The sequence below is a fragment of the Micromonospora sp. MH33 genome (assembly GCF_003013775.1).
Taxonomy (GTDB): Bacteria; Actinomycetota; Actinomycetes; order Mycobacteriales; family Micromonosporaceae; genus Micromonospora; species Micromonospora fulviviridis.
Map to the genome: position 1 here is coordinate 1 of NZ_MUYZ01000014.1, position 12,647 is coordinate 12,647.

General features: G+C 75.2%; 13 protein-coding genes. 9 read left to right on the forward strand and 4 right to left on the reverse strand.

Going from position 1 to position 12,647, the window contains the following annotated elements:
* The 5 genes from B0E53_RS04535 to B0E53_RS04555 form a co-directional block, all read left to right on the forward strand.
* A partial coding sequence (locus B0E53_RS04535) for an alpha/beta hydrolase (protein ID WP_107074810.1) occupies positions 1–1,087 on the forward strand: 1,087 nt, incomplete at its 5' end.
* Between the two features lie 11 nt (positions 1,088–1,098).
* Positions 1,099–1,740, forward strand: coding sequence for a class I SAM-dependent methyltransferase (locus B0E53_RS04540; protein ID WP_107074811.1), 642 nt, complete (start codon positions 1,099–1,101; stop codon positions 1,738–1,740).
* Positions 1,737–2,714: an asparaginase domain-containing protein gene (locus B0E53_RS04545; protein ID WP_107074812.1), complete on the forward strand. Its 978-nt coding sequence runs from the start codon at positions 1,737–1,739 to the stop codon at positions 2,712–2,714. Before B0E53_RS04540 ends, B0E53_RS04545 begins: the two co-directional genes overlap by 4 nt.
* A gap of 43 nt (positions 2,715–2,757) precedes the next feature.
* On the forward strand, positions 2,758–3,000 hold the full coding sequence (locus B0E53_RS04550) for a DUF5522 domain-containing protein (RefSeq protein ID WP_107074813.1): 243 nt from the start codon (positions 2,758–2,760) through the stop codon (positions 2,998–3,000).
* 86 nt (positions 3,001–3,086) lie between these two features.
* Positions 3,087–3,635 carry a hypothetical protein gene (locus B0E53_RS04555; RefSeq protein ID WP_107074814.1) on the forward strand — a complete coding sequence of 183 codons (549 nt, stop codon included), beginning with the start codon at positions 3,087–3,089 and terminating at the stop codon, positions 3,633–3,635.
* 27 nt (positions 3,636–3,662) lie between these two features.
* Here B0E53_RS04555 and B0E53_RS04560 read toward each other — a convergent pair whose 3' ends face one another.
* Positions 3,663–4,349 (reverse strand): metal-dependent transcriptional regulator, encoded by a 687-nt coding sequence (locus tag B0E53_RS04560; protein WP_107074815.1) that lies wholly within the window; start codon positions 4,347–4,349, stop codon positions 3,663–3,665.
* A 98-nt stretch (positions 4,350–4,447) separates the two neighbouring features.
* Here B0E53_RS04560 and B0E53_RS04565 point away from each other — a divergent pair, with 98 nt between their 5' ends.
* From B0E53_RS04565 to B0E53_RS04575, 3 genes are read left to right on the forward strand one after another with little or no spacing between them, the layout of a single operon-like run.
* Positions 4,448–5,305, forward strand: coding sequence for a sulfurtransferase (locus B0E53_RS04565; RefSeq protein WP_107074816.1), 858 nt, complete (start codon positions 4,448–4,450; stop codon positions 5,303–5,305).
* A 48-nt stretch (positions 5,306–5,353) separates the two neighbouring features.
* Positions 5,354–6,535 carry an acetoin utilization protein AcuC gene (locus B0E53_RS04570; RefSeq protein WP_107074817.1) on the forward strand — a complete coding sequence of 394 codons (1,182 nt, stop codon included), beginning with the start codon at positions 5,354–5,356 and terminating at the stop codon, positions 6,533–6,535.
* Between the two features lie 25 nt (positions 6,536–6,560).
* A complete protein-coding gene (locus tag B0E53_RS04575) occupies positions 6,561–9,116 on the forward strand; it encodes a bifunctional GNAT family N-acetyltransferase/acetate--CoA ligase family protein (protein ID WP_107074818.1) in 2,556 nt (851 codons plus the stop codon).
* A 3-nt stretch (positions 9,117–9,119) separates the two neighbouring features.
* On the opposite strand, the gene B0E53_RS04580 is transcribed toward B0E53_RS04575, so the two are convergent.
* Both B0E53_RS04580 and sigB read right to left on the reverse strand, forming a co-directional pair.
* Complete coding sequence (locus B0E53_RS04580; protein ID WP_107074819.1) at positions 9,120–9,527, reverse strand: VOC family protein; 408 nt, start codon at positions 9,525–9,527, stop codon at positions 9,120–9,122.
* Between the two features lie 87 nt (positions 9,528–9,614).
* Positions 9,615–10,601: an RNA polymerase sigma factor SigB gene (gene sigB / locus B0E53_RS04585; protein WP_107074820.1), complete on the reverse strand. Its 987-nt coding sequence runs from the start codon at positions 10,599–10,601 to the stop codon at positions 9,615–9,617.
* A gap of 225 nt (positions 10,602–10,826) precedes the next feature.
* On the opposite strand from sigB, the gene B0E53_RS04590 reads away from it, so the two are divergent.
* Positions 10,827–11,615 carry a sporulation protein gene (locus B0E53_RS04590; RefSeq protein ID WP_107074855.1) on the forward strand — a complete coding sequence of 263 codons (789 nt, stop codon included), beginning with the start codon at positions 10,827–10,829 and terminating at the stop codon, positions 11,613–11,615.
* A 16-nt stretch (positions 11,616–11,631) separates the two neighbouring features.
* Here the strand turns inward: B0E53_RS04590 and B0E53_RS04595 are convergent, their stop codons facing one another.
* Positions 11,632–12,618, reverse strand: a complete 987-nt coding sequence (locus B0E53_RS04595) for a transcriptional regulator TrmB (RefSeq protein ID WP_107074821.1) — start codon at positions 12,616–12,618, stop codon at positions 11,632–11,634.
* Between the last annotated feature and the right edge of the window lie 29 nt (positions 12,619–12,647).

A 12,647-nucleotide genomic window follows, 5' to 3' on the forward strand; every position in this document is an offset into this window, starting at 1 on the left:
CCGCCGGCTCGACGGCACGGCGCCGCGCCGGCCGCTGCCGCGCTGGTCGGGCCGGGCGGGCGTGGGCCTGCTCGCCGCCCTCCTCGCCCTGGTCACCGCGGGTGCGGCGGTGCCGGGCCGCACCGACCCGATCCCCGGTGGCATCGCCCGCTTCGACACCGTCGCCTCCGCCGGGCGCGACCTGGGACTGCTGATCCGGGGTACGGACCGGAACGCCCCGGTGCTGCTGGTGGTACCCGGCCCGCCCGGCGGCTCGGAGGTCGGCTCCGTCCGCCGGCACCTGGCCGCCCTGGAACAGCAGTTCGTGGTGGCCGTCTGGGACCGGTCGGGTGGCCCGCGTTCCTGGTCGGGGTTCCGCTCCGCGGCGGACTGGAGCCTGGAGGACGAGGTCGACGACCTGCTCGCGGTGACCCGGCACCTGCGGCAGCGGCTCGGCCGGGACCGGATCCACCTGCTCGCCCACTCCGGCGGCACCGTTCCCGGTCTGCTCGCCGTGCGGCGCCATCCCGAGATGTTCGCCGGCTACGTGGGGGTCGGGCAGGTGGTGAGCCTGCGCGAGGCGGACCGCAGCCAGTACGCGGACACCCTCGCCTGGGCCCGCCGGACGGGCCGCGACGACCTCGCCGAGCGGATGGCGGCCCAGGGTCCGCCGCCCTACCGGGACATCTGGGCCTACGAGGCCTTGCTGACCAACGAGGCCGGCGCCTTCGCGTTCGACCGCACCGGGGCGAGCGAGGACGAGACCGGGGTGGCCGGCAACCTGGGCGTGCCGGAATACAGTCCACTGGAGAAGGTGCACCTGTTCGGCTTCCTCGACGGCTGGGACGTGCTCTACCCCCGGTTGCAGGACCTGGACTTCCGCCGGGACGTCCGCGAGCTGCGGGTGCCGGTGTGGTTCGTGGACGGCGCGCACGAGGTGCCCGGCCGGCTGCGCCTCTTCGACGAGTGGTACGCGCAGCTCCAGGCCCCGCGTAAGGACCACCTGGTCATCCCGGGTGCGGGTCACCGGTCGCTGTTCGAGCGGCCGGAGGCGTTCGTGGCCTACCTGGGCCGGGTGCGGGCGGACGCGGGGCCGGCCGGCGACTAGGGTCGACTTTCATGATCGAACCGACCTGGCTCACCGAGACGCGCGCCGCCTACGACACGGTGGCCGTGGACTACGCACGGCTGATCCCCGACGTGCTGGAGGGCCCCCTCGACCGGGGGATGCTGGCCGCGTTCGCGGAGCTGGTCGGGCCCGGCCGGCCGGTGCTGGAGGCGGGTTGCGGGACCGGCCGGATCACCGCCCACCTCCGCGGTCTCGGGCTCGACATCTCCGGTGTCGACCTCTCCCCGGGCATGCTTGAGGTGGCCCGCCGGAACCATCCGGAGCTGCGCTTCGAGGTCGGCTCGATGACCGCGCTGGACACCCCCGACGAGGCGCTGGCCGGTCTCGTCGCCTGGTACTCGATCATCCACCTGCCACCGGAGCTGCTGCCCGGGGTGTTCGCCGAGTTCCACCGGGTGCTCGCCCCGGGCGGTCACCTGCTGGTCGCGGTCAAGGCCGGCGACCAGCGGATCCGGCTGGAGCAGGCGTACGGCCACACCGTCTCGTACGACGTGTACTGGCTGCCGCCGGACCGGCTGGCCGAGCAGCTCACGGCGGCCGGCCTGGCCGTGCACGCCACGCTGGTCCGCGAAGCGGAGGAACTCGACCGGGGGCCGCAGGCGTTCCTGCTCGCCCGCAAGGCCGAGCGGTGACCGTCGCGCTCTTCACCCTGGGCGGCACGATCGCCATGGCGGGCACCGGCGCCGGGGGAGTGGTCAGCCGGCTCACCGGCGCCGACCTCACCGCCGCCGTACCGGGGCTGGCCGACCTCCCGCTCGACGTGCGGGACGTCGAGGCGGTGCCGAGCGCCGCCCTGGCGTACCGGCAGATCCTGGACCTGGTGGACGCGGCCGGCGCGGCGGTCGCCGACGGGGCGGCCGGCGTGGTGGTCACCCAGGGCACCGACACCCTGGAGGAGACCGCGTTCCTGGCCGACCTGGTCTGGCCGCACCCGGAGCCGCTGGTGTTCACGGGCGCCATGCGCAACCCCACCCTGGCCGGCCCGGACGGCCCGGCCAACCTGCTCGCCGCGGCCCGGGTCGCCGCCGCGCCGGCCGCGCGGGACCTCGGCGTGCTGGTGGCGTTCAACGACGAGATCCACGCCGCCCGGTTCGTCCGCAAGACCCACAGCACCAGCACGGCCACCTTCGCCTCGCCCAACGCCGGCCCGCTCGGGCACGTCATCGAGGGCGCGGTACGCCTGCTCATCCGCCCGCCCCGGCACGTGCCGCTGCCGCCGGTGGACCGGGACCGGCTCGCCGCCACCCGGGTGGCGCTGCACACCGTCACCCTCGACGACGACCTGGCGCTGCTCGACTCGCTGGCCCCGGGCCTGGATGGGCTGGTGGTGGCCGGCTTCGGGGTGGGGCACGTGCCGCCGAACTTCGCCCCGGCGCTGGGCGGGCTGGCCGCGCGGATGCCGGTGGTGCTCGCCTCGCGTACCGGAGCGGGTTCGGTGCTGCGGGACACCTACGGTGCGGTCGGCTCGGAGACCGACCTGCGGCGGCGCGGGCTGGTCTGCGGTGGGCTGCTCGACCCGTACAAGGCCAAGGTGCTGCTCCGGATGCTGCTGGCCGGTGGCGCGGACCGGCCGGCGGTCGCCGCGGCCTTCGCCCGGCACGGCTGAACCGCCGGCGGGGCGGGCGACGCGGGCTCCGTAGACTCGCCCGGTGACCGGAGAGCGACGACCGTTGGCGGACCGGCCGTTGACCGAGCCGCACCCGTCGCGGCTGTCGCCCGACCATCCCGACCGGGAGCGGATCCTGGCCGCGCACGCCGCCGCCCTGGCCGCCGGCGAGGCCGGCTACCTGGACCCGGTCACCGGGCTCTTCGTGCTGAGCGCCGGTTTCCTGGCCCGCCGCGGTACGTGCTGCGGGCGAGGATGCCGGCACTGTCCGTATGTGGACGATTGAGGTCTTCCGTCCCCGGTGGGCACCCCGTACGGTGTCCGACGGACATCCGGCGGGCGGTTCCCGCCGACGACAGCGGAGGTCTCCACGTGCGCGCCCGGACCTGGCTGGCCGCTTCGGCCGTACTGCTGACCGCCGGCTGCGCCAGGGAGGTCCCGCCGGTGGCGGCGCCGGCGGCGGAACCGAGGGCGGTCGAGGTCTCCGCGGCCTCGTCGGGCGGGGCGTGCCGGCTGCTCGACTTCGCGGTGATCGCCAAGCACACCGGCGGCAGGTTCGACGTGGCCGCCGCCATGGACAAGGGGGACACCCACACCTGCGTGGTCCGCGCCGAGCAGGCCGTGCTGCCGGAGCTGACCCTCACGGTGACCGACACGTCGATCGACACGTCGACCTTCACCCTGGACGTGCTGCCCCGGGGCGCGAAGAAGGTCACCAAGCTCGGGAAGATCGGCTACCGGCACACGCTGCCGAAGACCGCGAAGGACGGCCCGACGGCCGAGGTGGGCTGGCTGGCCAGCGAGGGGCGGCTGGCCACGCTGCGCTGGACCAGCCCGCGCGGCACGGCCACGGCCGAGGCCGACAAGGTGGCCGGGAAGCTGGTCAACCTCGCCAAGGTGATCGACACCCGGCAGCTCTGACCGCCGCGCGGGGCGGGACCGGGCGGCTCAGCGGGCCGCGACGAAGACCCGGGAGGCCACCTCGCGGGGCAGCCGCACCCGGTCGCCGGAGCGGTCGATGGAGACGCCGTCGCGCTCCTGGGCCACGGTCACCGTGGCGCCCGGGTCGACGCCCGCCGCGTGCAACTGCCGGAGCACATCCGCGTCGGTCTGCACGCTCTCGCAGATCCGCCGCACCACGACCGGTCCGGAGAGGCCCGGGAAGGCCAGGTTGCGCTCGCTCTCCGCGGTCTCGGCCTCCCGCAGGCCCGGCTCGCCCAGCTCCTCCAGGCCCGGGATCGGGTTGCCGTAGGGCGAGCGGGTCGGGCGGTTGAGCAGGTCGTAGACCCGCTTCTCCACCGCGTCGCTCATCACGTGCTCCCACCGGCAGGCCTCATCGTGGGCCTCCTCGTAGGGCATCCCGATCACGTTCACCAGCAGCAGCTCGGCCAACCGGTGCTTGCGCATGACCGAAACCGCCGTGCCGCGGCCCAGCGCGGTGAGCGTCAGGTGCCGGTCGCCCTCGACGGTGAGCAGGCCGTCGCGCTCCATCCGGGCGACGGTCTGGCTGACGGTGGGACCACTCTGCTTCAGCCGCTCCGCGATCCGGGCACGCAGCGGCGGCACCCCCTCCTCTTCCAGCTCGAGGATGGTGCGCAGGTACATCTCGGTCGTGTCGACCAGGTCATGCTTCACGTCAGCGGCCCTCCGGCGTTCGATGCTACCCCGGACCCCCGACGATCAACGGCCGCCGAACCGGGAGGTCGCTGCCCGGATGGTGTTGACTGGACCGCATGTCCGGAACCGAAGACCTGCTGGTCGAGCCCGACCGGCTCGCCGCCGAGCTCGACCGCGCCGACCCGCCCACCCTGCTCGACGTCCGCTGGCGGCTCGCCGGGCCGCCCGGCCGGAAGGACTACCTGGCCGGTCACCTGCCCGGCGCCGTCTTCGTCGACCTGGACACCGAACTCTGCGGCCGGCCGGGCGCCGCCGGCCGGCACCCGCTGCCCGACCCCGCCGCGCTCCAGGCCGCGCTGCGGGCCGCCGGTGTGCGCGCCGGTCACCCCGTGGTGGTGTACGACGGCGGCGACGGCATGTCGGCCGCCCGCGCCTGGTGGACCCTGCGCTGGGCCGGCCACCGGGCGGTCCGGGTGCTGCACGGCGGCTTCCCGGCCTGGGTCGCGGCCGGCCTGCCGCTCTCCACCGAGGCGCCCGCGCCTCCGCCCGGTGACGTCAGGGTCACCCCGGGCGAGCTTCCGGTGCTGGACGCGGGGGAGGCCGCCCGGCTGGCCGCCGCCGGCACCGGGGTGCTGCTCGACGTGCGGGCAGCACCCCGCTACCGGGGCGAGACCGAGCCGATCGACCCGGTCGCCGGGCACATCCCGGGCGCGGTCAACCTGCCCGCGCCCGGGTACGTCGCCGAGGGGCGCTTCCCCGCCGCCGAGGCCCTGCGCGAGCGGTTCGCCGCCGCCGGGGTGGCCGAGGGCACGCCGGTCGGCGCGTACTGCGGCTCGGGGGTGACCGCCGCCCAGGCGGTCCTGGCGCTGCACCTGGCCGGCCGCCCGGACGCCGCCCTGTACGTCGGCTCGTGGAGCAACTGGGTGGCCGACCCGGACCGTCCGGTGGCCACCGGGGAGACATCGCGCCGCTGAGCCGCGCGTGCCGTGGGCCCGCCCCGACCCGCGTGCGACGATGGCCCCATGGCCGAGGACACGGTGGTGGTGTGGGACGAGGCCCTGCTCGGGTACGACATGGGCGACCATCCCCTCGACCCGGTGCGGGTCGAGTTGACCATGGCGCTCGCCCGCGAGCTGGGGGTGCTGGACCGGCCCGGGGTCCGGCTGGTGAAGCCGGCGCCGGCCGACGACGCGCTGCTGACCCGGGTGCACGACCCGCGCTACCTGGACGCCGTGCGGGCCGCGCCCCGGGATCCGCTCTTCGCCGGCTTCGGCCTCGGCACCTCCGACAACCCGGTCTTCGAGGGCATGCACGAGTCGAGTGCGCTGATCGCCGGGGCGAGCGTGGCCGCGGCCGAGGCGGTCTGGCGGGGCGAGGCCCGGCGGGCGGTCAACGTGGCCGGTGGGCTGCACCACGCCATGCCGGCCCGGGCCGCCGGCTTCTGCGTCTACAACGACCCGGCGGTGGCCATCGCCCGCCTGCTCGAGCTCGGCGCGGAGCGGATCGCGTACGTGGACGTGGACGTGCACCACGGCGACGGCGTGCAGGAGATCTTCTACCGGGACCCGCGGGTGCTCACGGTCAGCCTGCACGAGACCCCGCTGGCGCTCTTCCCCGGCACCGGGTTCCCCGACGAGACCGGCGGGCCGGGCGCGGAGGGTTCCGCCGTCAACGTGCCGCTGCCGCCCGGGGTCGGCGACGCGGGCTGGCAGCGGGCGTTCCACGCGATCGTGCCGTCGGTGCTGCGGGCGTTCCGGCCGCAGGTGCTGGTCACCCAGTGCGGGGCGGACGGACACCGGCTCGACCCCCTCGCCGACCTGCACCTCTCCGTCGACGGGCAGCTTGCCACCTACCGGGCGCTGCGCGCCCTCGCCGACGAACTGTGCGACGGCCGCTGGGTGGCCACCGGCGGCGGCGGGTACGCGCTGGTCGAGGTGGTGCCGCGGGCCTGGACGCACCTGCTCGCGGTGGCCACCGGGGAGCCGCTGGACCCGGCCACGCTCACCCCGCCGGGCTGGCGGGAACTGGCGGCGCGCCGGCGACCCGGGCACGAGGTGCCGCTGCGGATGACCGACGATGTCGACCCGTCGTACCAGCCGTGGCAGCCGAGCGGCGAGCCGACCGCGGTGGACCGGGCCGTCGCGGCGACCCGCAAGGCGGTCTTCCCGCTGCTCGGGCTCGACCCGCACGACCCGCGCGACTGATCCGCCGGGTGGGGAGGACCGACCGGTGACCACCGTGGAGCAACCGGTGGACGTGCTGCTCAGCGACGGCACGACCGTCCAGCTGCGGCAGATCCGTCCGGACGACGCCGCCGCGATCGTGGCGATGCACTCGCGCTTCTCCGAGCGCACCCGCTACCTGCGCTACTTCTCGCCGTACCCGCGGATCCCGGAGCGGGACCTGCAGCGGTTCGTCACCGTCGACCACCGCGACCGGGAGGCGTTCGTGGTGCTGGCCGGCGACCGGATCGTCGCCGTCGGCCGGTACGAGCGGCTCGGCCCCGCCTCGCCCGAGGCCGAGGTGGCCTTCGTGGTCGAGGACGCGTACCAGGGCCGGGGCATCGGCTCGGTGCTGCTGGAGCACCTGGCCGACGCGGCCCGGCGCTACGGCATCGTGCACTTCGTCGCCGAGGTGCTCCCGGCCAACGGGACGATGCTGCGGGTCTTCTCCGACTTCGGCTACCAGGTCCAGCGCCAGTTCGCCGACGGCGTGGTGCACCTGAACTTCCCGATCGCCCCCACCGAGGCGACCCTGGAGGTGCAGCGCGGCCGGGAGCACCGCACCGAGGCCCGCTCGATCGCCCGGCTGCTCGCCCCGCGCGGCATCGCCGTCTACGGCGCCAGCACCACCGGCCAGGGGGTCGGCGCGGCCCTGCTCGGGCACCTGCGCGACGGCGGGTTCACCGGCGCGATCGTCCCGGTGCACCCGACCGCGGCCACCGTGGCGGGGCTGCCCGCGTACCCGTCGGCGGCCGACGCCGGCGAGGACATCGACCTGGCCGTGGTGGCCGTCGCGCCCGAGGCGGTGACCGAGGTGGTCGCCGACGCCGCGAAGGCCGGCGCGCACGGGCTGGTGGTGATCTCGGCCGGGTTCGCCGAGTCCGGCCCGGCCGGGGCGGCCGCCCAGCGCGCCCTGGTCCGCGCCGCCCACCTGGCCGGCATGCGGGTGGTCGGCCCGAACTGCCTCGGCGTGGCCAACACCGACCCGGCGGTACGCCTCAACGCCACCCTCGCCCCGGTGCTGCCCGCCCCCGGCCGGGTCGGCGTCTTCAGCCAGTCCGGCGCGTTCGGGGTGGCCCTGCTCGCCGAGGCGTCCCGGCGCGGCCTCGGCCTGTCCAGCTTCGTCTCCGCCGGCAACCGGGCCGACGTCTCCGGCAACGACCTGCTCCAGTACTGGCAGGACGATCCCGGCACCGATGTCATCACCCTCTACCTGGAGACGTTCGGCAACCCGCGCAAGTTCGCCCGGCTGGCCCGGCGGATCGGCCGGAGCAAGCCGGTGGTGGCGCTCGCCTCGCTGGCCCGCCCGCCGGGGGTCGGGGACGCCCCGGCCCTGGACGCCGCCGCGGTCAGCGCGCTCTTCGCCCAGTCCGGGGTGATCCGGGTGGACACCGTCGCCGAACTGCTCGACGTCGGCGTGCTCCTGGCCCACCAGCCGCTGCCGGCCGGCCGCCGGGTCGCCGTGGTCGGCAACTCCTCGGCGCTGACCGGGCTCGCCGCCACGGCCTGCGCCGCCCAGGGCCTCACCGTGGCCGACGGCTACCCGCACGACGTCGGCCCCCGGGCCACCGCCGCCGAGTACGCCGCCGCGCTGGCCGCCTCCGCCGCCGACGAGCGGGTGGACGCCGTGGTGGCGGTCTTCGCCCCGCCGCTGCCCGGCCAGCTCACCGACCCCGAGGGCGACTTCACCGCCGCCCTGCCCGACGCGCGGACCACCGGCAAGCCGGTGGTGGCCACCTTCCTCGCCGGCCGGGTGCCCGCCGGGGTGCCCGCGTACCCGAGCGTGGAGGAGGCGGTCCGGGCCCTGGCCCGGGTCACCACGTACGCCGACTGGCTGCGCCGCCCGCCCGGGGTGCTGCCCGAGCTGGGCCGGGTCGACCGGTCGGCCGGGCAGGCCGCGCTGCGGCCCGACGGGGCCGAGACGGCGGCGCTGCTGCGCGCGTACGGGATCGACGTGGCGGAGTCGGCGCCCGCGCACTCGGCCGAGGAGGCGGTGGCGGCGGCCGGGCGGCTCGGCTGGCCGGTCGCGCTCAAGGCGGCCGCCCCCGGGCTGCGACACCGCCTCGACCTGGGCGCGGTCCGGCTCGACCTGGCCGACGCCGCCGCGCTGCGCCGCGCGTACGCCGAGATGGCCCCGGTCTTCGGCGCGGACGTGCTGGTCCAGCCGATGGTCCCGCCCGGGGTGGCCTGCGTGGTGGAGCTGGTGGAGGACCCGGCGTTCGGGCCGGTGGTCGGCTTCGGCCTGGGTGGCGTGGCCACCGAGCTGCTCGGCGACCGGGCCTGGCGGGCGGTGCCGCTGACCGACCGGGACGCCGCCGAACTGGTCGACGAGCCCCGGGCCGCGCCGCTGCTGCACGGGCACCGGGGCGCCGCGCCGGTGGACCGGGCCGCCCTGGTCGACCTGCTGCTGCGGGTCGGGCGGCTCGCCGACGAGCAGCCCCGGGTGCGGTCGCTCACCCTCAACCCGGTGCTGGCCCGGCCGGACGGCATCTCGGTGCTGCACGCCACCGTCCGCACCGGCGCCGAGGCGCCCCGCCCCGACACCGGCCCGCGCCGGCTGTGAGGCTCAGGCCCGGCTGGAGATCTGCTGCACGGCCCAGGCGTTGCCGTCCGGGTCGGTGAGGAAGACGAAGCCGACGTTGTCCAGCGGGTGCGGCACCGGGCGCGGGTTCTGCCCGACCACCTGGATCTCGCTGACCTCGACGCCCCGCTCGACCAGCTCGGCGCGGGCCTTCTCCAGGTCCGGCACGACCAGTTGCAGCCCCTTGAGCGAGCCCGGCGGCATCTCGGGCACGACGCCCCGGCCGAGGACGATCGAGCACCCGGAGCCCGGGGGCGTGAGTTGGACGATCCGCCCGACGCCCCCCAGATCGGTGTCATGGTCGACGGCGAAGCCGAGCCGCTCGGCGTAGAACTCCTTGGCCCGGTCCACGTCGGAGACCGGCACCACCACCACTTCCAGTGTCCAGTTCATCGTCCCAGGGTGGTCGCCGCGGGCAGTCGCTTCAAGCGCGACAGGCCCCGGCGAACCGCCGGGACCTGTCGGGTGGGTCGGGTCGGGTCAGCAGGCGTACGCCTCCAGCCGGTTGGCCCGCTCCGGGGCGCGCAGCTTGAGCAGGGTCACCTTCTCGATCTGCCGGATCCGCTCCCGGGACAGCCCGAACTCGCGGCCCACCTCGTCAAGGGTGCGCTGCCGGCCGTCGTCCAGGCCGAACCGCAGCCGGATCACGGCCTGCTCCCGCTGGGAGAGGGTGGCCAGCACGATGCGTACCTCGTTGCGCAGTTCGCCGTTGCCGGCGGCGTCGCCCGGCTCCGCGTTGGGGTCCACCGCGGCGACGAAGTCGCCCAGCGCGCTCTCGCCGTCCTCGCCGACCGTCTGGTCCAGGCTCACCGGCTCCCGGTCGTACGAGATCAGCTCGATCACCTGGTACTCCGGGATCTCCAGCGCGGTGGCCACCTCGGCGACGGTGGGCTCCCGGCCCAGCGTGACCGACAGCTCGCGGCGGACCCGGACCATCCGGTTGACCTGCTCGACCATGTGCACCGGGATGCGGATGGTGCGGGCCTGGTCGGCCATGGCGCGGGTGATGGCCTGGCGGATCCACCAGGTGGCGTAGGTGGAGAACTTGTAGCCCTTGGCGTAGTCGAACTTCTCGACCGCGCGGATCAGGCCGAGGTTGCCCTCCTGGATGAGGTCGAGGAAGGCCATGCCGCGGCCGGTGTAGCGCTTGGCGATGCTCACCACCAGCCGCAGGTTCGCCTCCAGCAGGTGGTCCTTGGCGGCGCGGCCCTCGGCCGCGATCAGCTCCAGGTCGGCGCGCAGCTCGGTGGAGACCGGGGTGCAGGTGGAGAGCTTCTCCTCGGCGAAGAGGCCGGCCTCGATCCGCTTGCTCAGCTCGACCTCCTGCGCCGCGGTGAGCAGCTTGGTGCGGCCGATGCCGTTCAGGTACGCCCGGACCAGGTCCGTGGAGACGCCGCGCTCGTCGGTGGCGTCCAGGTCGGTCAGGGTGACGTCCAGTTCCTGGTGCTCGATCATCTGCTGGGCCATCTCTGTCTCTCCCCGTGTCCGTCGTGCCGTACCGGTTCCGTGCCGTTCGCCGGCGCGGTGGTGCCGGTGAGAAACAGCTTGGCGGGCGGGGCGTGAAACGGGAGTGAGGCGATCGGGGACCCGACAGCAATCCGGGCGGAACCTCGGCTGTGCCTTGCCGGGCCCGGTTACCGTGCCAGCGGCCGGCCAGCGAGGCTCGGCACGCACAGGCGATCGGAGGACGTGGTGGTCTTCAAGCGGCTCATGCAGGCGATGGGTGTGGGTGGACCGTCGGTGGAGACGGTGCTGGCCAACCCGAACTGCCGTCCCGGCGGCCAGTTGGAGGGCCGGATCCAGGTGGTCGGCGGGGACCACCCGGTGGACGTGAGCTACCTCGCACTCGGTCTGGTCACCCGGGTCGAGGTGGAGAGCGGCGACTCGGAGTACGACACCACCCAGGAGTTCGGCCGGGCCCAGGTGACCGGCGCGTTCCGGCTGGACCCGGGGCAGCGGTACGACGTGCCGTTCCGCTTCCAGGTGCCCTGGGAGACCCCGCTCACCGACCTGTACGGCCAGCACCTGCACGGCATGACCATGGGACTGCGGACCGAGCTGGAGGTGGCCCGGTCGGTCGACAAGGGCGACCTGGACGCGGTGGCGGTGCACCCGCTGCCGGCCCAGGAGCGGCTGCTGGAGGCGCTGCTGCGGCTGGGTTTCCGGTTCGCCCGGGCCGACGTCGAGCGCGGCCACATCTACGGCCTGCGGCAGAGCCTGCCGTTCTACCAGGAGATCGAGTTCCACCCGGCGCCCCAGTACGCGCGCGCCATGAACCAGCTCGAACTCACCTTCGTGACCGACCCGCACCAGATGCACGTGGTGCTGGAGCTGGACAAGCGCGGCGGCCTGTTCACCGAGGGCCACGACGCCTTCGGCCGCTTCACCGTCGACCACGCCACGGCGGACCGCACCGACTGGACCGCCCAGCTCGACGGCTGGCTCCGCCAGTCCCTCTCCCGCCGCGGCCTCTTCTTCTGATCTCGGGCGCCGGCGGTCAGGCCCAGTGGTGGCGGGCGGCGTGCCAGCCCAGCTGCATCCGGGTCTGCACGCCGGCGAGGTCCATGAGGTGGCGCAGGCGTCGCTGGAGGGTCCGCAGGGAGAGGTCGAGCTGGGCCGCGACGACGTGGTCGGTGAGCCCGGCCAGCAGCAGCGCCAGGATCCTGCGGTCCAGCTCGGTCAGGCCGTCCGGGTCGCCGGTGACCACGAGGTCGCCGGCCGCACCGGTCAACGCCGCCGCGTCGAGCGGGTGGGCGTGCCGCCAGACGATCTCGAACAGCGCGTCCATCGCCGCCAGCAGCCCGGTGCGGTGCAGCAGCACCGCGCCGGGCTCGCCGCCGGGCGTGGCGGTCAACGGCACCAGGGCCAGTTCGGCGTCGGCCAGGATCAGCTTGATCGGCAGGGACTCGACCACCCGCACCTCGACGCCGTCACGCAGGGACTGGATGGTCTCGGCGATCACGCCGGGCTCGGCGAGGGTGGGCCGGTCGATCACCACCCGGAACCGCACCCCCTGGGCGACCGCCACCGACTCCACGGCGTTCTCACCCGGCGGCACAGCGATGAAGGGGGTGGTGACGAAGGTGCGGACCTCGCTGCGGGCGGCGTGCTGCACCTGCGCGAATCGGTGCCGGACGGCGTCGACACCGCTGACCACCTCGATGAGTTCGTCGATGGCGCGGCCCGCGACCGCCCCGCGGTACTCCTCGGCGAGCGTGACCAGCGCCAGTTCGGCGCTGCGCAGGGCGTTGCGCTGCTCGCTGAGCAGCGCCCCGAGTGCCACCGCGGGCGGGGCCACCGAGAACTCGTCGTCCGGGCCGTACTTCACCAGGCCGCACGCGGTCAGGTGGGACAGCGCCGCCTCGACCGCGGCGACCGGCATCCGCAGGGCGTCGGCGAGTTCGGCCGGACCGGCCTGGGCCTGCCGGACCAGCAGGCCGTAGACCGCCTCGTCGTCCGGGCCCAGACCCAACACGCCCAGCATCGGTGGCTGCCTCCCTCCGCCGACGGCAC